Below are 25,916 nucleotides of genomic sequence, written 5' to 3' on the forward strand. Positions count from 1 at the left end.
ATCAGTGCAGTAGTTAGCCTAGGATGATACAATCGGTCATGTCTGAAGCCGACCTCCGAACGGACCCGCGTCCCGCAAGCAGCGCAGCACAGCACCAGGACGATCTCGCGGAAGAGAACGTCAGCCTGCGGCTTCTGCTCGCGCAGGCCGAGATTAATGCGCGGAGTTTGCTTGCCACGGCCGGCATCGACGCCAGGGAGCGCGAGGCGTCCGACAAGTTGCAGAAGCTGATCCTCGAGGAACTGCACCACCGTATCAAGAATACGCTCGCGACCGTCGGCGCCATCGTCTCGCAGAGTCTGCGCGACCTGCCAGGCGCCGAGCACGCACAGCACGCCATCGAGGGCCGGCTGCTCGCGCTTGGGCGAGCGCACGATCTCCTCTTGCAGGCAAGATGGACCAGCGCGAACCTTGCCACGATCGTCCGCAGCGCCACCGAAGCCTTCGATAATCCCGATGAGCCAAAATTCTCGATTTCGGGACCCGATATCCGGATGATGTCGGGCGCCGTCATCGCCATCGCGATGACGCTTAACGAGCTTTGCACCAACACCACGAAGTTTGGCGCCCTGTCGGTCCCGCAAGGGCGCGTCGATATCAGCTGGACGCTGGATCAACAAACGCAGCGCCTGCACCTCACATGGACCGAGAAGAACGGCGCGGCAGTTCGCCCGCCCGAAAAGCGCAGCTTCGGCACACGGCTGATCGAGACGCTCGGCAGGCAGCTCCGTGGCGACGTGAGGCTGACCTATGCGCCGACCGGGTTCGTCTACGCATTCGACGTGCCGATGGCTTCTCTGACTTCCGCCGCGGCATAAGCCCGTATTCGGGCATTGCCGAAGCAATCGTACTTGCCAACCTGAACCGCCGTTCCGCGAACTCCTGGCGTTGGACACCTTGCCTCCAAGGAATTCGCCAGTAACGGATCATGCGCCGGCCGTGCGACCCGGTCCCGAGCGTGAGGCTATGCTTCGCAGGGACCTCGTCACGCCGGGCAGCATTCACACGCGCCATCCGATTTGTGCCCGTGATCGATGACGTGGTGATTTGTCACCGGTGCTCGTTATTCGACCCTCTGATCCCCATATAAGAGTCTATCCTCGTCAACCATCGAGGGTGGTCGGAATGCGCGGAGACTTCCAACGGCGAAAGGACCCGGCATGTTCAAATCTCAGCAATATCGCGCCAAGGCAGCCGAATACGGCGAACTGATCAAGCATTCGAGCGGTCAGGGCGAAAGCCACAAACTTCAGGAACTGCAGGAACGCCACGCCGAGCTCGCGGATAACGAGCAGGGATTGGCTAACAACTATGAAAGTGCCGTGAACGTTGCGGAGCAGGATCGCGCTCGCGGCGAGGCCCTGGTGGCCGAGGAGGAGCACGTTTTGCGATGTCTCGGCGCGGCCGTCATCATGCAATGGAACGCGCTGCCGAAGACGCTGCAACGGGAGATCTTCGACACCGCCGGATCGGTCGGAAAGTTGTTGGAGACGGCGGCGCTCCGCGGGCAGATCGCCCGATTTCTGCACAAGCACAAGAACGATGCCAGCGCCAAAGAAATTTCCGCGGCAGATATGCATCAGAACGCGAAATCGAGTGCTGCGGCATTGTCGCGGTGGGACGATGAGGGAGGTGCAGTCCCCGACGGACTGCCGAAGTGAACCGACGTCGGCAACAGGAGGATTTCCTATGTCACGCAAAAAGCATGTTGACGAACCCGAGCCGAAAAAAGCGATGCGAGCCGACCAGCCTCCGACCGATGGTTTCGTGACGGTTGTCGACGGCCATTTCAAGTCGAAGTTTGACACCGCCGAGGCAGCCGAAACGGCGGCGCGGAAATTGAAGTCGGCTTACCCGATGCTCCAGATCGAAACCTATGATGCGGCCAACAAGGTCCGCACATTGGTGAGCTAGCCAACCCGTCACCTTTAGGCGCGGCAATCGCCGCTACTCCTCCACGCCCGCTTCGTGCGGCGTGAACTGGTAGACCGAGGAGCAGAACTCGCAGGTCACCACCACCTTGCCGTCCTTGACCATTTCGGCGCGGTCCTTTGCAGCGAAGCTTTTCAGCATCGACGACACCGCATCGCGCGAGCACGAGCATTGCGCGCGCAGCGGCAACGGTTGAAACACCCGCACGCCGCGTTCGTGAAACAATCGATACAGCAGGCGTTCGCCCGACAGATCCGGATCGATCAGTTCGACATCCTCGACCGTTCCGATCAGCGACTGTCCCTCGACCCAGGCGTCGTCTTCGGCAACCGAATGCGTTACTGCGCCGTCCGGCGCATCGCCGGGATGAAGATCGGCCCGGCGCGCCCGCTCCGGCGCCTTGGGAAGAAACTGCAGCAGCATTCCGCCGGCGCGCCAGCGATGTCTTGGGCCATCGCCGCCGCGCCATTCTTCGCCGACCGCAAGCCGTACCCGCGTCGGAATCTGTTCCGAGCGTAGAAAATATTCATGCGCGGCATCTTCCAGGCTGCCGCCTTCGAGCGATACCAGCCCCTGATAGCGGCTCATGTCCGGCCCCTGATCGATGGTCATCGCGAGATGGCCTTTTCCCAGCAGCGCGCCGGTGTCCTGGCCATCTTTGAGCCGTTTCGCGTCGAACCGCGCATAGGCACGCAAACGATCCGGCGCCTGAAAATCCACGATCAGAAACGACACCGGACCGTCGGTCTGGGTCTGCAGAATGAAGCGGCCCTCAAATTTCAGCGAGGAGCCAAGCAGCGTCGTCAGCACGATCGCTTCGCCGAGCACCTTGCCGACGGGCGGCGGATAATCGTGCTTGGTCAGGACGTCGTCGAGCGCAGGACCGAGCCGGGTCAAGCGGCCGCGCAGATCGAGCGCGTCGACCTCGAACGGCAGCACCGCATCGTCGACGGGAACCGCCGAGGGCGCACGGATCGGAGTTTCCAGGGAAATTTTCATGTCGGGGGATTGATCAGGCATGGCGCTTTATCTGGGGTCGGGGGACCGAAATCGAAAGGGGGTTGCGGACGTCGAATCCCCCACTTGTCGTCCCCGCGCACGCGGGGACCCATACTCCGCGGCGTTCGTTATGCGAAGAGCGTCTGCCACATTGCGAAAACGAGAGATCACGCGGTATGGGTCCCCGCGTGCGCGGGGACGACAAACCATTTTAAATCTTACGCCACCGCGTCGAAGCACCACGCCAGAATGCCCTTTTGCGCATGCAGGCGATTTTCGGCCTCGTCGAACACCACTGATTGCGGGCCGTCGATCACCTCATCGGTGACCTCATCGCCGCGATGCGCGGGAAGGCAATGCATGAACAGCGCGTCGGGCTTGGCCAGCGACATCAGCTTGGCGTTGACCTGATATGGCTTCAAGAGGTTGTGGCGGTGCTCGCCATCCTTGTCGCCCATCGAGAACCAGGTGTCGGTGACCACGCAATCGGCGCCGCGCACGGCGGTCTCCGGATCGTTGCCGAGCACGATCGGGGCTTGCGTTGCCTTGATCCAATCCTTCATTGCCCTGTTCGGCGCGAGCTGCGGCGGCGTCGCGACGTTCAATTTGAACTTGAAACGCTCTGCCGCATGCGCCCATGACGCCAGCACGTTGTTGTCATCGCCGGTCCATGCAATGGTGCAACCCTCGATCGGACCGCGATGCTCCTCGAACGTCATCAGGTCCGCCATCACCTGGCAGGGATGCGAGCGGCGCGTCAGCCCGTTGATGACCGGGACGGTCGCGTGCGCGGCGAGTTCCAGCAGCGCATCGTGATTGAGAATGCGGATCATGATGGCATCGACATAACGCGACAGCACCCGGGCGGTGTCGGCGATGGTCTCGCCGCGGCCGAGCTGCATTTCCGCACCGGTCAACATGATCGCTTCGCCACCGAGCTGGCGCATGCCGACATCAAACGACACCCGCGTTCGGGTCGAGGGTTTCTCGAAGATCATGGCCAGCGTCTTGCCTTCAAGCGGCTTATCCGGCTTGGCATGTGCCTTCAGCTTCGCCTTCATGGCGACGCTTGAGGCGAGCATGTTGCGCAACTCTTTGGTCGGAAGCTCGTTGAGATCGAGAAAATGGCGCAGAGCTTTGCTCATTGCCCCGCCGCCCGTTTCAGATGCGCGCCGGAAAGCGCTACGCAGGCGCGCTCGAGCCGCTGCACGGCCTCCTCGATCTCCGCCTCTGTGACGATCAACGGCGGCAGGAATCGCACCACGTTTTCGCCGGCGCCCACCGTGAGCAGCCTTTGTTCGCGCAACGCCGTCACGAGATCGCCCGACGGCACCACCGCCTTCAGGCCGATCAGCAGTCCCTCACCGCGTACTTCAGAGAGCACGTCGGGGTGGCGATCGACCACCGAGGCCAGCTTCTGTTTGAGCAGCAGCGACATCTTCTGCGCGTGCTCGAAGAAGCCGGGCTTCAGCATGACGTCCAGCACCGCGTTGGCGGCGGCGACCGCCAGCGGATTGCCGCCGAAAGTCGAGCCGTGCGAGCCCGGCGTCATGCCGGCTGCGGCTTCGGCCGTCGCCAAGCAGGCTCCGATCGGAAACCCGCCGCCAAGCGCCTTCGCCAGCGACATCACATCCGGCGTGATGCCGAGGCGTTTGTAGGCGAACAGCTCGCCGGTGCGGCCCATGCCGGTTTGCACCTCGTCGAAGATCAAGAGCAGGCCGCTATCGTCGCACAGCTGGCGCAACGCCTTGAAGAAGGCATGCGGCGCGGCGCGCACGCCGCCTTCGCCCTGCAACGGTTCGATCAGGATGCCCGCGGTCTGCGGACCGATCGCCTTCTTGACGGCTTCGAGATCGCCGAGCGGCACCTGATCGAAGCCATCCATCGGCGGCCCGAAGCCTTCGAGGTATTTTGCGGAGCCGGTCGCGGCGAGTGTCGCCAGTGTTCGTCCGTGAAAAGCGCTATCGAAGGTGATGATGCGGTAACGCTCGGGATGGCCTTTGGCGGCGTGGTGCTTGCGGGTTATTTTGATCGCGCATTCCATCGCCTCGGCGCCCGAGTTCGCGAAAAACACGAAGTCGGCAAAGCTCTGCTCGCACAGCCTTGCCGCGAGCCGCTCGCCGTCCGGGCTCTTGAACAGGTTCGACATGTGCCACAGCTTCGTCGCCTGTTCCTGCAGCGCCGCGACCAGATGCGGATGCGCATGGCCCAGGGCATTCACCGCGACGCCAGAGGTGAAATCGAGATAGCGCTCGCCGTCGGAAGCGATCAGCCACGCGCCCTCACCGCGCTCAAAGCCGAGATCGACTCTGGCGAATACGGGAAGCAGATGCGACGTCGCGCTGTTGGTCATGGCGTTCACTGAGGGTTAGGGCAGGCCGCGATCCGCACATTGGCGCGAACGCATCAACGGCCAGCCCCGGAAAACAAAACGTGCCGCCTTTTCGGGGCGGCACGTGGGAACCATTCTATGCGTGCGGCGATGCCTGTCAACCGGTCACGCAGGCCACCACCCCGCCCGCGGTAGCTTCCGGTGCCGTGGAAAAATCCAATTGCAATGCTTGGCTGACGGAACATGTGGACGCACCCATGCGGTCTCTTGCGCCGGAGTCACGCCATATTGTAGCTTCTGGGCTGTTGGGTACGACATCTCGTGCGGCGGTTCTGATCCTCTAAGTCCTAAGTGTCTGGCGTAAACGTTCGGCGCGCTTGCAGCGGTCGGCGAGGGCTAAGGGATTCTGCCCGCGGGGGGATTTTAGAGATTTGGCATCGCAGCGCTGCCCCACAATCGGCCGGCGCGACGAGAAGGAAACAGTGCGATGACGGTATTGACTTGGTCTGACGATCGTGTCGAGCAGTTAAAAAAACTCTGGGAAGGCGGGCTTTCGGCCAGCCAGATCGCCGCGGAGCTTGGAAATGTGACGCGCAACGCCGTGATCGGCAAGGTCCACCGGCTTGGCCTTTCCGGCCGCGCCAAAAGCCCCTCCTCGGCGGCGCCGCGGCCACGCAAGGCGCGCCCGGCCCAGCAGATGATGCGGGTCTCGCGTCCGGTCTCGCGCGGCAATACCGCGCTGGCGCAGGCGTTCGAAGTCGAGCTGGAGCCCGATCCTATCGCCTATGACAACGTGGTCCCGATGAGCCAGCGGCTGTCGCTGTTGGAATTGAATGAGGCCACCTGCCATTGGCCGATCGGCGATCCCGCCAGTTCGGAGTTCTTCTTCTGCGGCGGCAAAACGCTGACCAGCCTGCCCTATTGCGCACATCACTCGCGGATCGCCTATCAGCCCGCCAGCGATCGCCGCCGCCAGCCGCCGAAGCCGACAAGGTAAGGCGCGGTCTATCGCAGCCCGGATGGAGCCAACGGGTGGCGCGAACGCCCGCCCGATGACAGGCTCGGCGAAATCCAGACTATGTCGCCACGGCTGATGGCTTCCCGGGTTGCGCTACGCTTCACCCCGGCTACGAACTCGCAATGACGATCTTGTCGTCCCTGCGAACGCAGGGACCCATAGCCACAGGCATTCGTGGTTATGTCACGCTGGAACTCCGGCGCATTTCAACAATCATGATTGGTGGTTATGGGTCCCCGCGTCCGTGGGGACGACCGTGGAGAGCTATTCCGCCTTATTCCGCCGCCTTTGCGAACCGGTCATCCAGCGCATAGCCGGCGCCGCGCACGGTGCGGATCGGATCCTGCTCGCGGCCCGGATTCAGCAGTTTGCGCAACCGCCCGATATGCACGTCGACCGTGCGCTCGTCGATATAGATATCGCGGCCCCAAACGCTGTCGAGCAATTGCTCGCGGCTGAACACCCGGCCCGGATGCTCCAGAAAAAATTCCAAAAGCCGGTACTCGGTCGGACCGAGATCGATCGGGCGGCCCGAACGGGCGACGCGGCGCTTCTCGCGGTCGAGCTCGAGGTCGCCATAGCTCAGCACGGTGGCGAGCCGTTCGGGGCTCGCGCGTCGCAACAGGCCCTTCACGCGCGCCAGCAATTCCGGCACCGAGAACGGCTTGACGATGTAATCGTCGGCGCCGGTCGCAAGGCCCCTGACCCGTTCGCTCTCCTCACCGCGCGCGGTCAGCATGATGATCGGCAGCTGCCTGGTCTCCGGCCGCGCCCGCAGGCGGCGGCACAGCTCGATCCCGGACAGGCCCGGCAACATCCAATCCAGCACGATCAGGTCGGGAACACGCTCCTTCAGCCGCGTATCGGCGTCGTCGCCGCGTCCGACGGTTTCGACATCGTAGCCTTCGGCATCGAGGTTGTAGCGCAACAGCGTGGTCAGCGCCTCCTCGTCTTCGACTACCAGAATGCGCGCGCTCATTGGCTCAGGCCTCTCAGTTTCCAGATATAGTGGTGGCAAAGGTCGTCATGTCGCCCTTTGGCCGCTTGTCGAGAATCTGTTGTCCTTCGATCATGTAAAACACGGTTTCCGCGATATTGGTGGCGTGATCGCCGATCCGTTCGATGTTCTTGGCGCAGAACATCAGATGGATGCAGAAGCTGATGTTGCGCGGATCTTCCATCATGTAGGTCAGAAGTTCGCGGAACAGCGAGGTACAGATGGCGTCGACCTCCTCGTCGCCCTTCCAGACCGTCATCGCCGCCGGCAGGTCGTGCGCGGCGTAAGCGTCGAGCACGGACTTCACCTGCGACTGCACGAGATCGGTCATGTGCTCGAGGCCGCGGATCAGCTTGAGCGGCTGGAAATCGCTCTCCAGCGCCGCGACCCGCTTGCCCATGTTCTTGGCCAGGTCTCCGATCCGCTCGAGATCGGTCGCGACCCGCATGGAGCCGACGATCTCGCGCAGATCCACCGCCATCGGCTGGCGCCGGGCGATGGTCAATACTGCGCGCTCCTCAATCACGTGCTGCAGGCTGTCGATTTCGGCGTCGGCGGCCACAACACGCTGGCCGAGCGCGACATCCCTGCGGATCAGCGCATCGACCGATTCGACGATCATGCGTTCGGCGAGGCCGCCCATTTCCGCGACCAGCCGGGTAAGTTCCTGCAGGTCGCTGTCGAACGCCTTGGCGGTATGTTCAGTAGCCATATGTCTCTCCTCAGCCGAACCGGCCGGTGATGTAGTCCTGGGTCCGTCGATCGCTCGGCGAGGTGAAAATCTTGCTGGTCTCGTCGAATTCGATCAATTCGCCAAGATACATGAAGGCGGTCTTGTCCGAGACGCGCGCGGCCTGCTGCATATTGTGGGTGACGATGGCGATAGTGTAGTCCTCCGCCAGCTCCTGAATCAATTCCTCGATCTTGGCGGTCGAAATCGGATCGAGCGCCGAGCACGGCTCGTCGAACAAGATCACCTCGGGCCGCACCGCCACGGTGCGGGCGATACAAAGCCGCTGCTGTTGGCCGCCGGACAGGCTGAGGCCGCTGGCGTTCAGCTTGTCCTTGACCTCGTTCCACAGCGCGCCGCCGCGTAGCGCCTTTTCCACACGGCCGTCCATCTCGGACTTGGAAATTTTTTCGTAGAGCCGGATGCCGAACGCGATGTTTTCATAGATCGTCATCGGAAATGGCGTCGGCTTCTGGAATACCATGCCGACGCGCGCACGCAGCAGATTGAGATCGAGCTTGGGATCGAGAATGTTGGTCTGATCGAGCACCACCTGACCAGTGGCGCGTTGCCCCGGATAGAGATCGTACATCCGGTTGAAAATCCGCAGCAGCGTCGACTTGCCGCAGCCGGATGGCCCGATGAAGGCAGTAACGCGATGGGTACCGAGCGTCAGGTTAATGTTTTTCAGCGCATGATGCTCGCCGTAATAAAAGTTCAGGCCGCGCGTCGTAACCTTCGCCGGGGCCTCGGGCAACGCTGCAGAGGGAACGGGTCCAACCGCGTCACTCATCGATACAGAAAGACTGTTCATTTTGGTGTCCTCTCGGCGCCAATAATGCGCGCGCCAATATTCAGGGCAAGTACGGTCAAGGTGATGAGCAAGGCCCCGCTCCAGGCGAGCTGCTTCCAATAGGCGTACGGGCTTTGCACGAAATTGTTGATGGTGACCGGCAGGTTGGCCATTGTCTTGGTCAGATCGAGGCTGAAGAACTGGTTGCTTAGCGCGGTGAACAATAGCGGCGCGGTTTCGCCGGCAACGCGCGCCGTCGCCAGCAGTACGCCGGTGATCAGCCCGGCACGCGCCGCGCGGTAGGCGATACGTTTGATGACAAGCGAGCGCGGCAAGCCGAGCGCCGATGCTGCCTCGCGCAGCGGATTGGGCACCAGCAGCAACATGTCTTCGGTGGTGCGCACCACCACCGGGATGACGATCACCGCCAGCGCCAGCGATCCGGCGAAGGCGGAGAACCCGCCCATCGGGACTACAATGGCGCCGTAGATGAACAGGCCAATGATGATCGAGGGTGCGCTCAAGAGAATATCGTTAATGAAGCGGATCACCGTGGTCAGGCGGTCGTTCCGGCCGTATTCAGCAAGGTAGGTGCCGGCGAACAAACCGAGCGGCGCGCCGATACCGACGCCGATCCCGGTCATGATGAGCGAACCGGTGATAGCGTTTAGCAAGCCGCCATCGGTCGATCCCGGCGGCGGCGTGTTCTGGGTGAAGACCTGCACGTTGAGACCAGCGAGGCCGTTGTAGAGCAGCGTAAACAGAATCAAAGCCAGCCAGGTGACACCGAACACCGCGGCCCCGAGGCATAGAAACTTGACGAAAATATCTGACCGGCGGCGGGATGCATAAATCGGGTTCATGATCTCAGTTCCCCGCCTTCTGTTGCAGACGCAGCAGCATTAGCCGCGCCGCGGCCAGAACAAAGAAGGTCAGCACGAACAGCAACAGGCCGAGCAGGATCAGGCCGGATTGATGCAGCCCATCGCTTTCGGCAAATTCGCTCGCGATCGCCGCCGAAATCGTGGTGCCCGGCGCAAACACCGACGGGGAAATCCGGAACGAGTTGCCGATGATGAAGGTCACCGCCATGGTTTCACCGAGCGCGCGGCCCAGCGCCAACATGATGCCGCCGATGACGCCGACGCGCGTATAGGGAATCACCACGCTGCGAACGACTTCCCATGTGGTGCAGCCGACGCCGTAGGCCGCTTCCTTCAGAACCGGCGGCACCGTCTTGAACACGTCGACCGAAATCGCGGTGATAAACGGCAGCACCATGATCGCGAGGATCAGCGCCGCGTTGAACAGGGAGAGGTAGGAGGGCGGACCCGCGAAAATGGATCCGAGAACGGGGACACCGTCGAACAGTTTGATCATGAACGGCTGAAAGGTATCGGCCATAAACGGGCCGAGCACGAAGAACCCCCACATCCCGTAGATGATCGATGGAATTCCCGCCAGCAACTCAACCGCAATGCCGATTGGTCGGCGCAACCATATCGGGCAAAGCTCGGTGAGGAAGATCGCAATGCCGAGTCCGACCGGGATCGCGATCATCATCGCGATGACGGAAGTCACCAACGTACCATAGATCGGGCCGAGGGCGCCGAGCACGGGCGGGTCGGCTGACGGCGCCCATCGCGATGTGAACAGGAATGAAAGACCGTACTCCCTTATCGCCGGCCATGCGCCCACGATCAGCGAGAGAATGATGCCGCCTAGGATGAACAGCACCGAAATCGCGCAGGCGCGGGTGATCCAGTAAAATGTAACGTCGCCGACTTTGAACGCGCTCAATGCCTTGGCGCGATCGTAAGGTCCGGCTGCTTCCATTACATCTACATCGCTCTGAACGGCCATCTCTGCCACGCCAATCCCCCCGTACTGTTATCCGCCTCGCACCCCGGATGCGGCGCAGCGCGCGGTGCGCTGCTGACCTGGGGGTCCACCTTAATTAACTGCGAGTGGGTGTTCCGACTCCGCGGAGCAGCGCGCAAAGCGCTGCACCGCGTCCGGGACACGAGACCTTTCCAATCAGCTCTTGATATCCGCCGACCAGGTCTTCTCGATCAGCTTGACCACCGCATCGGGCATCGGGATGTAATCGAGTTCCTCGGCCATCTTGTCGCCCTTGGCGAAAGCCCATTTGAAGAATTTCACGGCTTCGGCGGACGCGGCCTTATCAACCGGCTCCTTGTGCATCAGGATGAAAGTTGCCGCAGTGATCGGCCATGAGGCCTCACCCGGCTGGTCGGTGAGGATCACGAAATAACCGGGAGCTTTTGCCCAGTCGGCGTTGGACGCCGCGGCCTGGAAGGCTGCCATCGTCGGCTGCACGGTCTTGCCGGCCTTGTTGATCATGGCCGCGTAGGTCAGCTTGTTTTGCTTGGCGTAGGCGTACTCGACATAGCCGATCGAGTTCTTGGTCTGGCTGACGTTGCCCGCAACGCCTTCATTGCCCTTGGCGCCAACGCCGGCCGGCCACTCAACCGCGGTACCCGAACCGACCTTCGTCTTCCATTCCGGGCTGGATTTCGACAGGTAGTCGGTGAAATTGAAGGTCGTTCCCGAACCGTCAGAGCGACGCACCACGGTGATGGCGTCGGTCGGCAGCTTCAGCTTCGGATTAAGCTTGGCGATCGCGGGATCGTTCCATTTGGTGATCTTGCCGAGGTAGATATCGCCGAGCAATTCACCCGACAGCACGAGTTCGCCCGGATTGATGCCCTCGAGGTTCACGACGGGAACGATCGCACCCATCACCATCGGCCACTGCACCAGGCCGTCCTTCTCGAGCTGCTCGGCCTTCAGCGGCGCGTCGGTAGCGCCGAATGTCACGGTCTTGGCCTGGATCTGCTTGATGCCGGCGCCGGAGCCGATCGACTGATAGTTCAGGCCGTTGCCGGTCTCCTTCTTGTAGGCATCGGCCCACTTCGAATAGATCGGGAACGGGAACGTCGCACCCGCTCCCGTGATGTCGGCGGCGAATGCCGACGTCGATGCGGCGACCAGGCCGGCAGCGACGATAGCTTTCATGAAATTCATTGCTGGTCTCCATCAGTTGAGCGAAGCGCCAAACGCGCCCGATTGCGCTCACGTCGCCCGTTTAAGAGCCGTCAATGCTGCTTTTACGAAGGTTTGGTGACAGCTGGATGACAGCATCAAACGATTGAAATCGCTTGCTTTTACTCCGACGCCAGCACCTTCGCCTGGGGAAAACAGGCGGTAAAAGTGGCGCCGTTTTTCGGCACGCTTTCGATCAAAAGCCGGCCGCGATGGCGGTTAAGAATATGTTTAACCAGCGATAAACCGAGCCCGGTTCCGCCCTGCGCGCGGCTGTCGCCGACATCCACCCGATAGAACCGCTCGGTAAGCCGCGGCAGATGTTCCGGCGCGATGCCGGGGCCGAAATCGCGCACCATGACGCGAACTTCCGGCACACCTTCGCCCGAGATCGCCGAGATCAGCGAGACGACTACCTTGCCGCCGGACGCGCCGTATTTCAGTGCGTTCTCGATCAGGTTCTCGAACAGCCGCAACAACTCCTCGCGATCGCCCGCGATTAGAACCGGCGCATCCGGCAGATCGATATCGACGGTGACCTGACGTTCCCGCGCCAGCGGTTCCAACCCGTCCGCGACCTGGCGGATGATCGGCACGATATCCACCAGCGTGTCGGGACGGACCTGGGCGGAGAGTTCGACCCGCGACAGCGACAGCAAATCGTCGATCAGCCGCGCCATCCGCTTCGCTTGGGTATGCATGATACCGAGAAAACGCTCGCGCGCCGTGGCGTCCTCCTTGGCCGGCCCCTGCAGCGTATCGATGAAGCCCGAGAGCGCCGCCAGCGGCGTACGCAATTCATGGCTGGCATTGGCCACGAAGTCCGCGCGCATCTCCTCGACCCGGCGCAGCGGCGTCTGATCGTGAAACGTCATCAGCATGCATTTGTCTGTGCCGCCGAACAGGGTCGGCACCGGCACCGGCGCGATGATCAGTTCCATCCAGCGATCGACCGGCACGTGATCGAGATAGGTCGCACGCCGGCTTTCCGTCGTCGCGATGGCTTCGCGGAGCGCGGTGATTATTTCGGGCGAGCGCAACGCGAATTGGGCGAGTTCGTTCTTGCGCAGTGCCGGCGCGAGCTGAGCCGCGGCGGCATTGAGGTGAATGACGCGGCCGGCGCGGTCGAGCAGCACTGCCGGGTCCGGCATGCCGGCAACCACGGCGCTGACCGCTGCGCTTTCGACGGGATTGACCCCGCGGACATCCTCAGGCGACGCGGCGACATTGTGCAATCGCCAGGGCACCAGCGCGGCGGCGGCGATGCAGGCCAAAACCGCGGCGGCGTGGACCAGCGCCAGTTGGCCGAATGCGACGAGGACGGCGAGCGCCAGACCGGCGGCGAGCAGGATAATGGCCGAATGCCGCAACCTATCCGGCCACGGCGAGAAGAAGTGAGAAGAAGGAGCGTCTATCGCCATCGGGCCGGCTCTCTCCCCATTCGGGTTTGCATTGTCAGGCGCCAGTGTCCCCACGCTCTCTCACATAGGCGGCTTCGCGCGCCGGCTCGGCGTTGAGCCCCGGCGCCGCCCGACGCAGACGCTTCATTCGCGTACCTAAGATAACTTCTCTAAGCGTCAGCAGGATTACAGATATGACAAATGGAGCAATATAATAGAGGACGCGAAACAGCAGCATCCCGGCAAGCAGTTCTTCCCTGTCCATCTGCCACAGTCCGACCAGCATGGCGGCGTCGAATACGCCGAGCCCGCCGGGGGAATGGCTGGCGAAACCTAATAGCGTTGCCGAGACAAAAATAACCGCGATCACGACAAAGCCGAGGTTGGGCTCGTCCGGCACCAGCACGTACATCGCAAGCGCGCAAAAGCCGAGATCGACGATTCCAATCGCGATCTGCAGCAGCGTCAGCGGACCGCCCGGCAGCTCCACGGTCCATGGCCCGCGACCTACCCGTCTCGGCTGCGTCCAGACCCAGACTACATACGCCACCAGCGCAGCGATGATCGCAAAAGCGGCCAGGCGGTTGAGCCAGGGCGGGAGCTGATCGATCGCGGCCGCCGCTTCCGGATGATAGGCGATCCCCAATCCCAGCACCGCGGCATTGCCGAGCCAGAATGTCAGGCCGGCCAGAAAGCATATCTTTGCGACGTCGATCGCGTTCAATCCCCATGCGGAATAAATGCGATAGCGCACCGCGCCGCCGGTAAAGACGCTGGCGCCGACATTATGCCCGATCGAATAACTGGTGAAGGCTGCGAGCGCGTTGACGCGGTAGGGGACTTCGCTGTGGCCGATCGCGCGAACCGCGAACCAGTCGTAGAATGTCAGGGTGAAATAGCCGGCCGCCACGAACAGTGCCGCCAGCGCGATCTGGCGGGGCTCGGTCCTCTTGATGGCCTCGACGACCTCGTCGACATCGATGCCTCGCAGCATATGATACAGCACATAGCACGCGATCCCGATAACGGTGACGCTGACTACAACACCCAGCTTGTGCAGGATTTGCTTCTGGCGCAGAAACGAGATCGCCCTGCGTATTGCTTCCAGCATCTAGACCTCGAATTACGATCCCACGACGACGGCCGGGCGAGCTTTGCCGCAGCCGGGACGACGCTTGCTCCCTGATAGGATGTCGTAGCGCGTTTTAAGCCGGAGTGGAATTCGCTTGGCGTGAATAAAACGCGCTCCTTCAATATATTAGGGGAAGGACACCGGATACGTGGTTTTGCTGCATTGGCTCCGGTAGGGGCAAAGTCCCCCGCCGCACTCCTGCGCAGGCCGGAGTGAAGTTTTCGTGATCGCAGACGACCGGTATTGCGACAGCCGAAGGAAAATCAGCAGATCGGGTTCCGGCGGCTTGCCGACAGGGCCGGGCAACGAGGTGCGGATTGCCCGCGGCGGTCCGTTCGCTCACGTCGGCATGCTGCGCGAAAGCGCCCAATCCCGCAGCCACGATCCCGCCGCGCAGCCGGCCAGATACAAGGCAAACATCGTAAGACCAAGATCGAGCCAATAGCCGGGCCGGCCGGGGATCACGCGTGCAACCGCCACCGCGACGAGCGCCGCCGCAACTACCGCCAGCCACCGGGACGTGCGCTTCGACACGCCCTTGCCGCGGTGAACCACGGCGATCCAGCCCATCGCCAGACCCAGCAACAGCGACGCCAGCAGCCAGCCCCAATGAAATGTCGCGAGAAATGCCATTCGTCGTTACCTCACCACGAAATCGATGCGGCGGTTTCGCGCCCTGCCTTCGTCGCTATCGTTGCTGGCGACCGGCTGCGTGCTGCCATAGCCCATCGGGGTGAAACGATCTGCGGGCAAGCCCGCTTTGACAAGATAGTCGATTACCGCCTGCGCGCGCTTTTCCGACAGCGCCTGGTTTGAGGAATCCTCGCCATCGCCGTCTGTATGCCCTGCAATTTCGATATTGGCGGTCGGACAGCGCAGCGCCGTTTCGATCAGCCGATCAAGCAGCCCTGCCGAATCCGGATCGATGGTGGCGCGTCCGGTTTCGAAGCGGATTCTTCCCTTGGAGAGCAACTCCGAAAACAGCTGCTGACATACCGTCGCATCCACCGGCGCGGCCGCCGGCTTGACCGAAATGTCGGCCTTGAACTGCCAGCCTTGCGGGAAATCCTTACCCAAGCCGGCACGGATCTGAGCCGCAGCGGCGTCATAGAAGGCGTCGCCCGAAAGCTTCACCTCCCGGTCGGACACCACCAGCGTGCCCGTCGATAGCCGCGACAGCGCGCCCAGCGCCGGCATCACCGCCTTGGCGAATCCGCTGGGCGCACCGACACTGGCCTTGAGATTGTCGACCACCTTTTCGCTGAAGAACTTGCGTGTCGCCGTCGTCGCAAGCGCTGCGTGGACATTGTTGTCGGGCACATAGCCGGTCAGCGTCAGCGTCACCGCGACAGGATCCTTGTAAGCCTGGAAAATATAGGGCGGAGCCTTGATCTCGTTGGCGGCGACCGAAAAACCCTCGGGAAGATTTTTCAGGGCCGCCGCGATCGCTTCGCGGCCGCCAAGATCGCGCGCCATACCGGAAAGGCTGACCTTGGTATCAGAAAGCGTGATCTTGCCGTCTTTCAATTTCCCGATCTGATCGATCAGCAGCAGCGCCGCATTGTCGAAACGCGGCGGCGCGCCCCGCGACAAATTCATCTGATCGACGACTTCGACGCCGCCAATGCCTGCACGGGCTGCCTCGAGCAATTTGCCCTTGCTGGCCGGCAACGGAGCACTCCCGCCTAACGTCACCTTGACGACGTCGCGCTCGGCCGACCAGACGAACGGCTTGGCCTCGGGAATCAGGCGGGTTTCGTCGTTGACCAGCCGCACGCCAGGCACGGCTTCTACCGACGCCACTGCGCCGCGACGGCCATCTTCCGAAAATGCGTCCGCAGCAAAGCTGACGTCGCGGCCGGCGACCGCGATTCTTCGCTTGTCGAGTACGGTATCCTTAAGGGCGGCGGTGGAGCGGGCGGCCAGATCGGTTTCCAGGGGCACCGTACTTGTCCAGGCCGCGATAGCCCAAAAGACAACCAGTGGAACCACGCCCGGCCACCATTTTCTGCTCCATTTGAAAAGTCCGTGCATTCGATGTCCTGCGGGTCTGGAACAGAGAAAACAAACCCTTGCGAGGCTGTCAAACTGGAAATAACAGGAATAGTCCAATCAATGGATAGTCGTCCGAATAACTGTTTCTTCAGCGGTTTCCCGCTAGCTTCGCTTTCGCATCCCCACCGGCCAGCCATTGTTAATGAAGCAGCTTCGCAACAACGTCATCCGCGCCGGGTTGGGAGCGCTTTACCTCACCGGTGCGCACTATCTGCTGCGGCCGATCTTCGCAGGCGTCGGCGCCATTTTCATGCTGCACCATGTCCGCCCGCGCCGTGACGCCGAATTTCAGCCCAACCGTCACCTTGAGGTCGCGCCGGAGTTTCTGCGCGCGATGCTGGGGCATCTTCGCTCGCGCGGCGTCGATATCGTCACAATGGATGAGGTGCATCAGCGGCTGATCGAACGTAACTTTTCACGGCGATTTGCCTGCTTCACCCTCGACGATGGTTATCGCGACAACAGAGATTTCGCGCTGCCGGTGATGCGCGAGTTCGAGGCGCCGCTCACCGTATATGTCGCCAGCGATTTCGCAGAGGGTGCGGGCAGGCTATGGTGGATCGCGCTGGAAGCGGTGATCGCCAAGACGTCCTCGATCGAGGCCAAAATCGGCGACATCGCGACCCGCTTCGATACCAGCACGCCGGCCGCCAAGCAGGCCGCGTTCGACCGTCTGCACGACTGGCTGCGCGGCTTGCCGGGCGAGCATGATACCCAGCGCGAGATCGGTGCGCTGTGCGCGCGTTACGGCGTCGACCAAACTGCGATCTGCCGCGAGCTCTGCATGTCCTGGGACGAGTTGAAACCGTTCGCGGACGATGCCCTGGTCACGATCGGCGCACATTCGATCACGCATTGCAATCTCGCCAGGCAGACCGAGGAGATCGCCAGCCAGGAAATGGCGGTCAGCCGCGCGCGAATTGAACAAGCATTGCAGCGCCCCGCCGTCCATCTCGCCTATCCCTTTGGCGACAAGATCTCGGCCGGCGCCCGCGAGTTCGCGCTGGCGTACGCGGCCGGATTCAAGACCGCGGTGACGACGCGGCCGGGAATGATCTTTCGCGAAAGCGCTGACTATCTGACCGCGCTGCCGCGGGTCTCGCTCAATGGCAACTATCAGGACACCCGCATTTTCCCGGTGCTGACCTCCGGCGCGGCGACAGCGATGTGGAACGGCTTTCGTCGCATCGACGCGGCGTAACCGTCGTCCCTGCGAACGCAGGGACCCATAGCCACCGAATTAGTGAGACGCGCCGCACTCCCGTCGAGGCCCTCTAAGCGCCGGGATTATGGGTCCCTGCGTTCGCAGGGACGACGGGCTGTTCCTTGACTCATCAAACCCCTGCCCCCAAAACCATCGGCAAACTCGAGGGAGAAACGCATGTTCAAGGATCTGTTTTCGCTGCAGGGCCGCGTGGCGCTGGTGACTGGGGGGTCGCGCGGCATCGGCAAGATGATCGCAGCCGGATTTCTCAGCCAGGGCGCGGCGAAGGTTTATATTACCGCGCGCAAGGCCGGACCCTGTGAGGCGACCGCCAAAGAGCTGACGGCCAAATATGGCGGCGAATGCATCGCGCTGCCGATCGATATTTCCACCATGGCCGGCATCGAGATGCTGGCGGCGGAAATCAAAAAGCGCGAGCCGAAGCTGGATATTCTGGTCAACAACGCCGGCGCGGCGTGGGGCGCCGACTTCGACGAGTTTCGCGAAAGCGGCTGGGACAAGGTGATGAACCTCAATCTCAAGACGCCATTCTTTCTCACCAAGGCGCTGGCCGCGCCGCTGCGCGCCGCCGCCAGCGCGGAGAAGCCCGCCAAGGTCATCAACATCGCTTCGATCGACGGCATCTTCGTCAATCCGATGGAAACCTATTCCTATGCCGCGAGCAAGGCGGGCCTGATCCATCTGACCCGTCGGATGGCGGTAAAACTCATCGGCGATCATGTCGTGGTATCCGCGATCGCGCCGGGACCGTTTAAATCCGACATGAACAAGGCGGCGCGCGACAATGCTGACGAGGTATCGAAGCGCGTGCCGTCGGGACGGATCGGGACCGATGAAGATATGGCGGGAGCCGCGATCTATCTCGCCTCACGCGCCGGCGATTACGTGGTCGGCGCCACGATCCCGGTCGATGGCGGCATTGTCTACGCCAATCCCGGCATCAAGGGAGACGGGTGGGGCTAGGGGCGGCGAATAGTGAGTAGCGAATGGCGAATAGAATTCCTTCCCTATTCGCTACTCGCCATTCGCTAACTGACTTCACGTCTCGATTTTCACGTATTCGAAATCGCCGGGCTTGTTGTCGATCCCAACCTTGGGCGGCGAAATCCAGGGGGCGAACACGCCGATCTCCGTCACCGGCGTCATCAATGAGCCGATGAAATCGCCATCGTCCACGGAAGGCAGCCAGTCGCCCTTGCGCCTGGTCCAGGTCGCATCGTCGACCAGCACCCCATCCGGGGTGGCGTGGATGCCCTTGAATTCGCCGATCTGGCGATGGAACGCGACATCCGGCAGGCTCAGTTTGAAGTCGTAGCCGGCCAGCGAAATGATCTTGTTCCAGCGCAACAGGCCTTTGACGCAGTCCTGCGTATAGTCGTCGCGCAACCGCATATTGAGCGCGGTCAGCGCCGGCTCGTCGACCCGCTTGATTTCGCCGTTTACCAGCTTGAGCACCGGATAGGTGTCGTTCTGCAGTCGGTGATCGTCCTTGATCTGGGTCTCGTGATAGCGGCCCTTGACGCCGGCATTGAAGGCGTTCGCCGCATTGGTGGAGACCTCCGAACCGAACAGGTCGAGCGAGAGCGAGTAGTGCAAATTCAGTTTCTTCTGGATGGTCGGAAGATCGATCACGCCGAGCGCGCGCACCTTGGCGATATCGGAGGGATCGCTGATACCGGCAGCCTTCATGGCTTCGCAGGTGCGCTGCACGACGCGGCTGATGCCGGTCTCGCCGACGAACATATGATGCGCTTCTTCCGTCAGCATGAAGCGGCAGGTGCGCGACAGCGGATCGAAGCCGGACTGGGCCAGGCTGTGCAGTTGCATCTTGCCGTCGCGGTCGGTGAAATAAGTGAACATGAAAAACGATAGCCAGTCCGGCGTCGCTTCGTTGAAGGCGCCCAACATACGCGGCGAATCGGCATCCCCCGAGCGGCGGCGCAACAATTCGTCGGCCTCCTCGCGGCCGTCGCGGCCGAAATATTTCTGCAACAGGTAGACCATCGCCCAGAGATGGCGGCCTTCCTCGACATTGACCTGGAACAGGTTGCGCAGGTCGTAGAGCGAGGGCGCGGTCTTGCCGAGATGGCGCTGCTGTTCGACGGACGCCGGTTCAGTGTCGCCCTGGATCACGATCAGGCGGCGCAGCATGGCGCGGTGTTCACCGGGGACTTCCTGCCATGCCGGCTCGCCGCAATGCTGGCCGAACGGAATGACGCGATTTTCTTCCTGGGGCGCGAGAAGAATGCCCCAGCGATAGTCAGGCATTCTCACATAGTCGAACTTGGCCCAGCCGCGCGGATCGACCGAGTAGGCGGTGCGCAGATAGACCAGGGATTGCTGGAAGCCGTCCGGCCCCATGTCGTTCCACCAGTCGATGTAGCCGGGATGCCAGCCTTCCAGCGCTTTGAGCACCTGCCGATCCTCGCTGAGATTCACGTTGTTGGGAATCTTGGTTGAGTAATCGACGTTCATGATGTTCATGGGGAGGTCTCCCGTGTTGAGGCAAATGCGGTTGGGTCGGCGAATGGCGAGTAGCGAATAGAGAGTAGAAAGGACTGGAGAAGCGGCGACTTGCTATTCGCTATTCGCCACTCGCCATTCGCCCTTACACGCCATTCGCCATTCGCCCCTCAAACCCTCGTCATATCGAACTGCGCCTTCTGGCCGGTGCCGTAACGCCGCAGCGCGCCGTCTTCGCCGACCGCATTGGGACGCTGAAAGATCCAGTTTTGCCACGCCGTCAGGCGGGAAAAGATTTTCGATTCCATGGTCTCGGGCCCGACGAAGCGCAAATTGGCTTCCATGCCGGTGAGACCGTCGGGCGAGAAGCTGGTCCGCTCCTCGAAGAACACCCTGATCTCGTCATCCCAATCGATATCGTCGAGCGCGAAGGTGACGAGGCCGAGCTGCTCGGCCTCCTCGGCGTCGAGCGCCTGGCCGATCCTCTCTCGCGCGCGCTCCAGGTCCGATGGGTCGGCCTGAAAACGCGATTGCAGCCGCGTCAGGCCGTGGCTCATCGGGTAGGATCCGAAATTCATCGCAGTCAATTCGATCGTCGGAGGCGCGCGGTTGTCGCCCTGCTTCTGGCCGATCAGCATGTAGGAGCGGTCGGCTGCGAACACGAGTTCGGCCAGCGTGCCGACGAAGCACGAGCCCGGCTCCACCAGCGTCACCAGCGTGCGCGAGGTGACGTCGATGCGCTTCAGCACGCGCTTCCAGTACTGCCTGACTTCGTTGACCAGCCAGTGTGCCTTGTTGGCTTCGAGAAACGCGTCGCAAGCAGCAATGTTGGCGCGCTCGCCATGCGACTTGAACACCAGCATCGCGGTCTCAAGCTCGTTGATGCGCAAATGAAGTATCGCGTCATCAAGTTCGCGCGCCACCTGCAGCGGCCAGAACGAGGCGCCTTGCGCGATCATGCCGTCGATATCGGCCGGTGGACGTGCCTCCGGAGCCTTGATCGAAATGGTCGCGATGCGTTCGGCGCGATTGATATCGACACTGACGAAATCGTAGCGCACGCCGTTGTCGTCAAAGCTGCGCGTCAATGGCGTGAGCACAATGCCTTTTCCCGCGCCGTTGCGCGTCGACGCGGCGGCGAATTCTTTCGTGCGCTCCGCGACCTTGGCTTCTAACTTGCTGTTCGGCACGATCTCGTCGACGAGGCGCCACTGCACAGCGCGCTTGCCCTTGATGCCTTCCTCGATGGTGCAGAAATAATCGGCGTGATCACGGCGCACCTTGCGCTTGTCGACCACCCGCGTCAGTCCGCCGGTGCCCGGCAACACCGCGAGCAGCGGCACTTCCGGCAGCGCCACCGCCGCCGCGCCGTCGTCGGCGAGGATGATGTGATCGGTTGCGAGCGCCAGTTCGTAACCGCCGCCGGCCGCGGTGCCGTTGACGACGGTGATGAAGCGCTGCCCGGAATTCTCGCTGGAATCCTCCAGGCCGTTACGGGTCTCGTTGGTGAACTTGCAGAAGTTGACCTTGTGGGCGTGCGTGGCGCCCGCCAGCATGCGGATGTTGGCGCCGGCGCAGAACACGCGGTTCTTGCCGGAGCGCAGCAGCACCACCTTCACGCCGGGGTGCTCGAAGCGCAGCCGCTGCACGGCATCGGCGAGTTCGATGTCGACGCCGAGATCGTAGGAATTCAGCTTGAGCTGATAGCCCTCGAACAGGCCGCCATTCTCATCGACATCCATGGTCAGCGTCCCGACGTCGCCATCGACGTCCAGCTTCCAGTGCCGGTAGCGCGACGGATCGGTCTGAAAATCGATGCGCTGGGCGCCGCCAGCAAGGACGCGATCTTCACCGGCCTTTTCGCCAGCCATTGGGCCACCATCATTCGCTTTTCGGGTTAACGATTACATGCACAATAATGCATGTTTTAGAACTGGTCCACCCTAAAACGCCGAAAGATGCATTTTGTTTCATGTGCGGCTGACGGCAAAGCTGGCTCGGCCAATGGCCTACACAGCCCGCCCCTGCGAGGCCTCGTTGCTGTGTAAAACGGCGCTTGCGAATTCCGAGATCGTCTCCAGTGCCGCCTCGGATGCTTCACGATGCGGCGAGTGTCCGGCCCCCGGGATGATCGTGACGTCGACCGGGCAATAGCATTCGTCCCTGGCGATCTCGATCTGCCGAAGTGTCCCGTATTGGTCATCGGCGCCCTGCAGGATCGCAACCGGCACGCGGATATAGGCGAGGTATTCCGAGATATCCCAGTTCCGAAATGTCGGATCGAGCCACGCTCCATTCCAGCCGTAGAACGCGTTGTCTACATCTTTGTGCCAGCGCGCCAGCTTTGTCTTCAGATCGGTAGTTTCATAAGCGGTCTTGATCTCGGCGATCGAGGCCACCGAAATATCTTCGACGATGAAATGCGGCGCGATCATCGCAACGCCTTGCACGCGATGGTCCTGATGCGCGCCGGCATAGATCGCCGCGATCGAGGCGCCGTCGGAATGCCCGACGAGCACGCCGCGTCGGAAGCCGATCGTATCCAGCAGTTTCGGCAGCACATCGAGCGCTTCGATATGCATGTAGTCGATCGGGCGCGGCAGCTTTACAGGCGTCGAGGCGCCATAGCCGGCGCGCGAATAGACCAACACGCCGGCCTCGGTTGAGGCCTGCAGCCGGTCCGGAAAATCCCCCCACAGCCCGGCCGACCCTAAACCCTCATGCAGCATGACGATCGTCGGCGCGTCCTCCGGCGCGGGACCGATCATGCGGTATTCGAGATCGGACGCGCCGATGGTCAGGAAGCCGGCGGGGGAAAGGGTGGTCATGTCGTTTCGTTCACACGCTTAGTCATTCCGGACAGGTCGCGAAGCGAGCTGATCCGGAATCTCGAAAGATTGTTCACCGCTCGAGATTCCGGGTTCGCGCTGACGCGCGCCCCGGAATGACGAAACATCATCTGTTATCCCCATCCCGCAACTTGAACCGCTGAATCTTCCCGGTCGCCGTCTTCGGCAGGCTGTCCACCACATCGATCCAGCGCGGATATTTCCACGGCCCGATCTTCTGCTTGACGTGTTCCTTCAGCGCATCGTGCAGGCCGTCTTGTTTCGCATCCGCACGCAGCACCACGAATGCTTTGGGCTTCAAAAGGCCTTCCGGGTCGGCTTCCGGCACCACGGCGGCCTCTAACACCGCGGGATGGGTGATCAACGCGCTCTCGACCTCGAACGGCGACACCCAGATGCCGGACACCTTGAACATATCGTCGCTGCGGCCGCAAAACGTGTAGCGCCCGTCGGCGTCGCGAATGTATTTGTCGCCGGTACGGGTCCAGTGGCCCTCGAATGTTTGCCGGCTTTTGCTGCGCTGGTTCCAGTAGCCTTCGCCGGCCGAGGGCGCATCGACCAGCAGTTCGCCAATCTCCCCATCGGGCACATCGGCACCGGCCTCGTTGACCAGCCGCACCCCGTAGCCCGGCACCGGGCGGCCCGACGTGCCGTATTTGATATCGCCCGGCGCGTTGGAGAGAAAAATATGCAACAGCTCGGTCGAGCCGACGCCGTCGAGGATGTCGACGCCGAATCGCGCCTTCCAGGCGTTGCCAACAGATTCCGGCAGCGCCTCGCCCGCGGAGGTGCAGATGCGCAAGCGTATGCCGCAGCGTTCGTTCTTCAGCGCCTCGTCGTTGAGCATCGCGGAGAACAGGGTCGGCACGCCGAAGAAGATGCTGGGGTTGTATTTGTTCATCAGCGCGAACATCACAGGCGGCGTCGGCCGCTCGGGATTGAGAATGGTGGTGGCGCCGACCGACATCGGGAACGTCAGCGCGTTGCCGAGGCCATAGGCGAAAAACAGTTTTGCGGCCGACAGCCCGACGTCGTCCTCTCGAATGCCGAGCACTTGCTTCGCATAGGTGTCCGCCGTGGCGGCGAGATTGGAATGCAGGTGCCGAACCCCCTTGGGCATGCCGGTCGAACCTGAGGAATACAGCCAGAACGCCGGCTCGTCGGCGTGGGTTGCGGCGGTTGCAAATGAATCGCTTTCGCCCGCGAGTTCATCGGAGAGTTTCTTGTAGCCATGCGCGTCGTTGCCGGCGACGACGACATGCTCGAGGTCCGGCATCCGCCCGACCATATCCTTGACGACGGGCAGCAGCGCTTCGGAAATGAACAACACCCGCGCGCGGCAATCCGCCAGCACATAGGCATATTGATCTGACGTCAGCAGCGTGTTGAGCGGCACCGGCACCACGCCGGCGCGGATCGCACCGAGAAACACGATCGGAAAATCAACCGTATCGAGCATGATCATGGCGACGCGCTCTTCGCGGCGGACGCCGAGGCGGCGCAGCAGATTAGCGACGCGGCGGCTTTGCGTTTGCAATTCGCCGTAGGTCAATTCGGAGACAGTGTCGGTGAAGGCGAGCTTTGCACCGCGGCCTTCCTCGACATTGCGGTCGAGCAGCCAGGTCACGGCATTGTAGGAACCGGACTCGCCGCTCATGCCGCGCCCCCAAACCTTAAGCGTGCCACGACGTCTTCTCCCCGGCTTTTAAGAATTATAATTCATAGAAAGGCACTCCACGCGCTTGCTGTCAATCCTTGTCGGCATTATGTTTCCAAGCGCCGCATTTCGCGCCCAACCGAACGGGGACATGACCGAAACTCTCGATCCCGAAACCGGCTTTCTCGAGCAGCTCGGCCAGCGTGTCCGCACCATGCGCGCGCTGCGCGGCATGTCGCGCAAGGTGCTGGCAAAAGTCTCCGGCATTTCCGAACGCTATATCGCGCAGCTCGAAGGCGGCAAGGGCAACGTCTCGATCGTGCTGTTGCGCCGAGTGTCGAATGCGATGGGCGCGCACCTTGAAGACCTCATTCCCGCAACCGAGCCGGCGCCGGACTGGCCGGTCATCCGCGACCTCGTGCGCAAGGCGACGCCGAACCAGATTGCGCAGGCCAAGGACGTTCTGTCCGGCCAAGGCAGCGGCGCCTCGGCGCAGCGGCGGATGTCGTTTTCCGGCATCGCCTTGATTGGCCTGCGCGGCGCCGGCAAATCCACGCTCGGCAAAATGCTGGCGAAAAAAATCGGCTGGAGTTTTGTCGAGCTGAACAAGGAGATCGAGGCGCAGAACGGATTGTCGGTCGCCGAGATCATCGCGCTCTACGGCCAGGAAGGTTTTCGGCGCATGGAGCAGGCGGCGCTCGGCCAATTGCTGGCGCGAAAAGAGCTGATGGTGCTCGCGACCGGCGGCGGCATCGTCTCGGAGCCGCTCACCTTCGACCTGATCCTGTCGTCGTTCTACACGATCTGGCTGAAGGCCGAGCCGGAAGAACATATGGCGCGGGTGCGCAGGCAAGGCGATCTGCGGCCGATGGCGGATGATCGCTCGGCGATGGCGGAATTACGCACCATTTTGTTGAGCCGCGAGCCGTTGTATGCCCGCGCGTCTGCGGTGGTGGATACCGCAGGGCTTTCCGTGGATGCGGCGGCGGCGCGTTTGATCGATGCGGTGTCACCGGTGCTGGAGCAAGATGCGCGAATGTTCGCGCGGGGGTGACGTCGCACGTCACCCGTTACAGCAGCATCGATTTCACCGAATCCGCACCCTCGCGAAGCAGCGGCAGAAATCGATCGATCATTTCACCGGTCGAGACACGATCGACATGCGCGCCCATATTGACCGCGGCGACGATGGCGCCGTCGTAGCGGCGGATCGGCACGGAGATCGATCGGAATCCCACCTCTCCCGTCGGGAGAGGTGAAACCGAGCA

General features: G+C 62.1%; 24 protein-coding genes and 1 pseudogene. 7 read left to right on the forward strand and 18 right to left on the reverse strand.

What is annotated here, in order from left to right; all coding sequences use genetic code 11:
• The first annotated feature begins 38 nt into the window (after positions 1-38).
• The 3 genes from N554_RS0105220 to N554_RS0105230 all read left to right on the forward strand — a co-directional run bounded on the left by N554_RS0105220 (position 39) and on the right by N554_RS0105230 (position 1,914).
• Positions 39-818 carry a sensor histidine kinase gene (locus N554_RS0105220; protein WP_029582514.1) on the forward strand — a complete coding sequence of 260 codons (780 nt, stop codon included), beginning with the start codon at positions 39-41 and terminating at the stop codon, positions 816-818.
• 342 nt (positions 819-1,160) lie between these two features.
• Complete coding sequence (locus N554_RS0105225; protein WP_036052434.1) at positions 1,161-1,661, forward strand: hypothetical protein; 501 nt, start codon at positions 1,161-1,163, stop codon at positions 1,659-1,661.
• 28 nt (positions 1,662-1,689) lie between these two features.
• Complete coding sequence (locus tag N554_RS0105230; RefSeq protein WP_029582516.1) at positions 1,690-1,914, forward strand: hypothetical protein; 225 nt, start codon at positions 1,690-1,692, stop codon at positions 1,912-1,914.
• Positions 1,915-1,947: 33 nt separating this feature from the next.
• Here the strand turns inward: N554_RS0105230 and N554_RS0105235 are convergent, their stop codons facing one another.
• The 3 genes from N554_RS0105235 to N554_RS0105245 all read right to left on the reverse strand — a co-directional run bounded on the left by N554_RS0105235 (position 1,948) and on the right by N554_RS0105245 (position 5,284).
• Entirely contained in the window at positions 1,948-2,952 is a 1,005-nt protein-coding gene (locus tag N554_RS0105235) for an Hsp33 family molecular chaperone (protein WP_029582517.1), read from the reverse strand.
• Between the two features lie 197 nt (positions 2,953-3,149).
• Complete coding sequence (argF, locus tag N554_RS0105240) at positions 3,150-4,076, reverse strand: ornithine carbamoyltransferase (RefSeq protein ID WP_029582518.1); 927 nt, start codon at positions 4,074-4,076, stop codon at positions 3,150-3,152.
• Positions 4,073-5,284 (reverse strand): aspartate aminotransferase family protein, encoded by a 1,212-nt coding sequence (locus tag N554_RS0105245; protein WP_029582519.1) that lies wholly within the window; start codon positions 5,282-5,284, stop codon positions 4,073-4,075. The genes argF and N554_RS0105245 overlap by 4 nt, the downstream gene beginning before the upstream one ends.
• 466 nt (positions 5,285-5,750) lie before the next feature.
• Between N554_RS0105245 and N554_RS0105250 the strand changes: the two genes are divergently transcribed.
• On the forward strand, positions 5,751-6,260 hold the full coding sequence (locus tag N554_RS0105250; RefSeq protein WP_029582520.1) for a GcrA family cell cycle regulator: 510 nt from the start codon (positions 5,751-5,753) through the stop codon (positions 6,258-6,260).
• A gap of 295 nt (positions 6,261-6,555) precedes the next feature.
• Here N554_RS0105250 and phoB read toward each other — a convergent pair whose 3' ends face one another.
• The 10 genes from phoB to N554_RS0105300 all read right to left on the reverse strand — a co-directional run bounded on the left by phoB (position 6,556) and on the right by N554_RS0105300 (position 16,433).
• On the reverse strand, positions 6,556-7,260 hold the full coding sequence (phoB, locus tag N554_RS0105255) for a phosphate regulon transcriptional regulator PhoB (protein ID WP_029582521.1): 705 nt from the start codon (positions 7,258-7,260) through the stop codon (positions 6,556-6,558).
• Between the two features lie 13 nt (positions 7,261-7,273).
• Entirely contained in the window at positions 7,274-7,990 is a 717-nt protein-coding gene (gene phoU, locus N554_RS0105260) for a phosphate signaling complex protein PhoU (RefSeq protein WP_029582522.1), read from the reverse strand.
• A gap of 10 nt (positions 7,991-8,000) precedes the next feature.
• Positions 8,001-8,822, reverse strand: a complete 822-nt coding sequence (gene pstB / locus N554_RS0105265) for a phosphate ABC transporter ATP-binding protein PstB (protein WP_029582523.1) — start codon at positions 8,820-8,822, stop codon at positions 8,001-8,003.
• A complete protein-coding gene (gene pstA, locus N554_RS0105270) occupies positions 8,819-9,664 on the reverse strand; it encodes a phosphate ABC transporter permease PstA (protein WP_036052436.1) in 846 nt (281 codons plus the stop codon). The genes pstB and pstA overlap by 4 nt, the downstream gene beginning before the upstream one ends.
• 4 nt (positions 9,665-9,668) lie before the next feature.
• On the reverse strand, positions 9,669-10,664 hold the full coding sequence (gene pstC / locus N554_RS0105275; RefSeq protein WP_029582525.1) for a phosphate ABC transporter permease subunit PstC: 996 nt from the start codon (positions 10,662-10,664) through the stop codon (positions 9,669-9,671).
• 174 nt (positions 10,665-10,838) lie between these two features.
• Complete coding sequence (gene pstS / locus N554_RS0105280; protein ID WP_029582526.1) at positions 10,839-11,849, reverse strand: phosphate ABC transporter substrate-binding protein PstS; 1,011 nt, start codon at positions 11,847-11,849, stop codon at positions 10,839-10,841.
• A gap of 140 nt (positions 11,850-11,989) precedes the next feature.
• Positions 11,990-13,288 carry an ATP-binding protein gene (locus tag N554_RS0105285; protein ID WP_029582527.1) on the reverse strand — a complete coding sequence of 433 codons (1,299 nt, stop codon included), beginning with the start codon at positions 13,286-13,288 and terminating at the stop codon, positions 11,990-11,992.
• A 34-nt stretch (positions 13,289-13,322) separates the two neighbouring features.
• Positions 13,323-14,378 carry a lysylphosphatidylglycerol synthase domain-containing protein gene (locus tag N554_RS0105290; protein ID WP_029582528.1) on the reverse strand — a complete coding sequence of 352 codons (1,056 nt, stop codon included), beginning with the start codon at positions 14,376-14,378 and terminating at the stop codon, positions 13,323-13,325.
• A 360-nt stretch (positions 14,379-14,738) separates the two neighbouring features.
• Positions 14,739-15,032, reverse strand: coding sequence for a hypothetical protein (locus N554_RS0105295; RefSeq protein ID WP_029582529.1), 294 nt, complete (start codon positions 15,030-15,032; stop codon positions 14,739-14,741).
• A 6-nt stretch (positions 15,033-15,038) separates the two neighbouring features.
• Complete coding sequence (locus N554_RS0105300; protein ID WP_029582530.1) at positions 15,039-16,433, reverse strand: OmpA family protein; 1,395 nt, start codon at positions 16,431-16,433, stop codon at positions 15,039-15,041.
• Positions 16,434-16,596: 163 nt separating this feature from the next.
• Here N554_RS0105300 and N554_RS0105305 point away from each other — a divergent pair, with 163 nt between their 5' ends.
• A complete protein-coding gene (locus tag N554_RS0105305; RefSeq protein WP_029582531.1) occupies positions 16,597-17,655 on the forward strand; it encodes a polysaccharide deacetylase family protein in 1,059 nt (352 codons plus the stop codon).
• A 180-nt stretch (positions 17,656-17,835) separates the two neighbouring features.
• Positions 17,836-18,642, forward strand: a complete 807-nt coding sequence (locus N554_RS0105310; RefSeq protein ID WP_029582532.1) for an SDR family oxidoreductase — start codon at positions 17,836-17,838, stop codon at positions 18,640-18,642.
• A 75-nt stretch (positions 18,643-18,717) separates the two neighbouring features.
• On the opposite strand, the gene boxB is transcribed toward N554_RS0105310, so the two are convergent.
• The 4 genes from boxB to N554_RS0105330 all read right to left on the reverse strand — a co-directional run bounded on the left by boxB (position 18,718) and on the right by N554_RS0105330 (position 24,648).
• Positions 18,718-20,154, reverse strand: coding sequence for a benzoyl-CoA 2,3-epoxidase subunit BoxB (gene boxB / locus N554_RS0105315; protein ID WP_029582533.1), 1,437 nt, complete (start codon positions 20,152-20,154; stop codon positions 18,718-18,720).
• A 158-nt stretch (positions 20,155-20,312) separates the two neighbouring features.
• Complete coding sequence (gene boxC / locus N554_RS0105320; protein ID WP_029582534.1) at positions 20,313-22,013, reverse strand: 2,3-epoxybenzoyl-CoA dihydrolase; 1,701 nt, start codon at positions 22,011-22,013, stop codon at positions 20,313-20,315.
• Positions 22,014-22,151: 138 nt separating this feature from the next.
• Positions 22,152-22,970, reverse strand: a complete 819-nt coding sequence (locus N554_RS0105325) for an alpha/beta fold hydrolase (RefSeq protein WP_029582535.1) — start codon at positions 22,968-22,970, stop codon at positions 22,152-22,154.
• A gap of 127 nt (positions 22,971-23,097) precedes the next feature.
• The gene (locus tag N554_RS0105330) at positions 23,098-24,648 is read right to left on the reverse strand and encodes a benzoate-CoA ligase family protein (RefSeq protein ID WP_029582536.1); all 1,551 of its coding nucleotides are present in this window, start codon (positions 24,646-24,648) and stop codon (positions 23,098-23,100) included.
• A 151-nt stretch (positions 24,649-24,799) separates the two neighbouring features.
• On the opposite strand from N554_RS0105330, the gene N554_RS0105335 reads away from it, so the two are divergent.
• A complete protein-coding gene (locus tag N554_RS0105335) occupies positions 24,800-25,702 on the forward strand; it encodes a helix-turn-helix transcriptional regulator (protein WP_029582537.1) in 903 nt (300 codons plus the stop codon).
• Between the two features lie 16 nt (positions 25,703-25,718).
• Here N554_RS0105335 and N554_RS37880 read toward each other — a convergent pair.
• Positions 25,719-25,889, reverse strand: a pseudogene (locus N554_RS37880) (IclR family transcriptional regulator C-terminal domain-containing protein); the annotation flags it as partial.
• Between the last annotated feature and the right edge of the window lie 27 nt (positions 25,890-25,916).

It is taken from the genome of Bradyrhizobium sp. URHD0069, from assembly GCF_000701345.1.
Taxonomy (GTDB): domain Bacteria; phylum Pseudomonadota; class Alphaproteobacteria; order Rhizobiales; family Xanthobacteraceae; genus Bradyrhizobium.

Excerpts from the sequence above, each read along its gene's own strand:
- N554_RS0105285 (WP_029582527.1), bottom strand. The coding sequence starts at position 13,288 with ATGGCGATAGACGCTCCTTCTTCTCACTTCTTCTCGCCGTGGCCGGAT.
- N554_RS0105245 (WP_029582519.1), bottom strand. The coding sequence starts at position 5,284 with ATGACCAACAGCGCGACGTCGCATCTGCTTCCCGTATTCGCCAGAGTC.
- boxC (WP_029582534.1), bottom strand. The coding sequence starts at position 22,013 with ATGGCTGGCGAAAAGGCCGGTGAAGATCGCGTCCTTGCTGGCGGCGCC.
- argF (WP_029582518.1), bottom strand. The coding sequence starts at position 4,076 with ATGAGCAAAGCTCTGCGCCATTTTCTCGATCTCAACGAGCTTCCGACC.
- N554_RS0105220 (WP_029582514.1), top strand. The coding sequence starts at position 39 with ATGTCTGAAGCCGACCTCCGAACGGACCCGCGTCCCGCAAGCAGCGCA.
- N554_RS0105250 (WP_029582520.1), top strand. The coding sequence starts at position 5,751 with ATGACGGTATTGACTTGGTCTGACGATCGTGTCGAGCAGTTAAAAAAA.
- N554_RS0105300 (WP_029582530.1), bottom strand. The coding sequence starts at position 16,433 with ATGCACGGACTTTTCAAATGGAGCAGAAAATGGTGGCCGGGCGTGGTT.
- N554_RS0105295 (WP_029582529.1), bottom strand. The coding sequence starts at position 15,032 with ATGGCATTTCTCGCGACATTTCATTGGGGCTGGCTGCTGGCGTCGCTG.
- pstS (WP_029582526.1), bottom strand. The coding sequence starts at position 11,849 with ATGAATTTCATGAAAGCTATCGTCGCTGCCGGCCTGGTCGCCGCATCG.
- N554_RS0105305 (WP_029582531.1), top strand. The coding sequence starts at position 16,597 with ATGAAGCAGCTTCGCAACAACGTCATCCGCGCCGGGTTGGGAGCGCTT.
- pstB (WP_029582523.1), bottom strand. The coding sequence starts at position 8,822 with ATGAACAGTCTTTCTGTATCGATGAGTGACGCGGTTGGACCCGTTCCC.
- boxB (WP_029582533.1), bottom strand. The coding sequence starts at position 20,154 with ATGAACGTCGATTACTCAACCAAGATTCCCAACAACGTGAATCTCAGC.
- N554_RS0105335 (WP_029582537.1), top strand. The coding sequence starts at position 24,800 with ATGACCGAAACTCTCGATCCCGAAACCGGCTTTCTCGAGCAGCTCGGC.
- phoB (WP_029582521.1), bottom strand. The coding sequence starts at position 7,260 with ATGAGCGCGCGCATTCTGGTAGTCGAAGACGAGGAGGCGCTGACCACG.
- N554_RS0105290 (WP_029582528.1), bottom strand. The coding sequence starts at position 14,378 with ATGCTGGAAGCAATACGCAGGGCGATCTCGTTTCTGCGCCAGAAGCAA.
- pstC (WP_029582525.1), bottom strand. The coding sequence starts at position 10,664 with ATGGCCGTTCAGAGCGATGTAGATGTAATGGAAGCAGCCGGACCTTAC.
- N554_RS0105235 (WP_029582517.1), bottom strand. The coding sequence starts at position 2,952 with ATGCCTGATCAATCCCCCGACATGAAAATTTCCCTGGAAACTCCGATC.
- N554_RS0105325 (WP_029582535.1), bottom strand. The coding sequence starts at position 22,970 with ATGACCACCCTTTCCCCCGCCGGCTTCCTGACCATCGGCGCGTCCGAT.
- N554_RS0105330 (WP_029582536.1), bottom strand. The coding sequence starts at position 24,648 with ATGAGCGGCGAGTCCGGTTCCTACAATGCCGTGACCTGGCTGCTCGAC.
- pstA (WP_036052436.1), bottom strand. The coding sequence starts at position 9,664 with ATGAACCCGATTTATGCATCCCGCCGCCGGTCAGATATTTTCGTCAAG.
- phoU (WP_029582522.1), bottom strand. The coding sequence starts at position 7,990 with ATGGCTACTGAACATACCGCCAAGGCGTTCGACAGCGACCTGCAGGAA.
- N554_RS0105310 (WP_029582532.1), top strand. The coding sequence starts at position 17,836 with ATGTTCAAGGATCTGTTTTCGCTGCAGGGCCGCGTGGCGCTGGTGACT.
- N554_RS0105225 (WP_036052434.1), top strand. The coding sequence starts at position 1,161 with ATGTTCAAATCTCAGCAATATCGCGCCAAGGCAGCCGAATACGGCGAA.
- N554_RS0105230 (WP_029582516.1), top strand. The coding sequence starts at position 1,690 with ATGTCACGCAAAAAGCATGTTGACGAACCCGAGCCGAAAAAAGCGATG.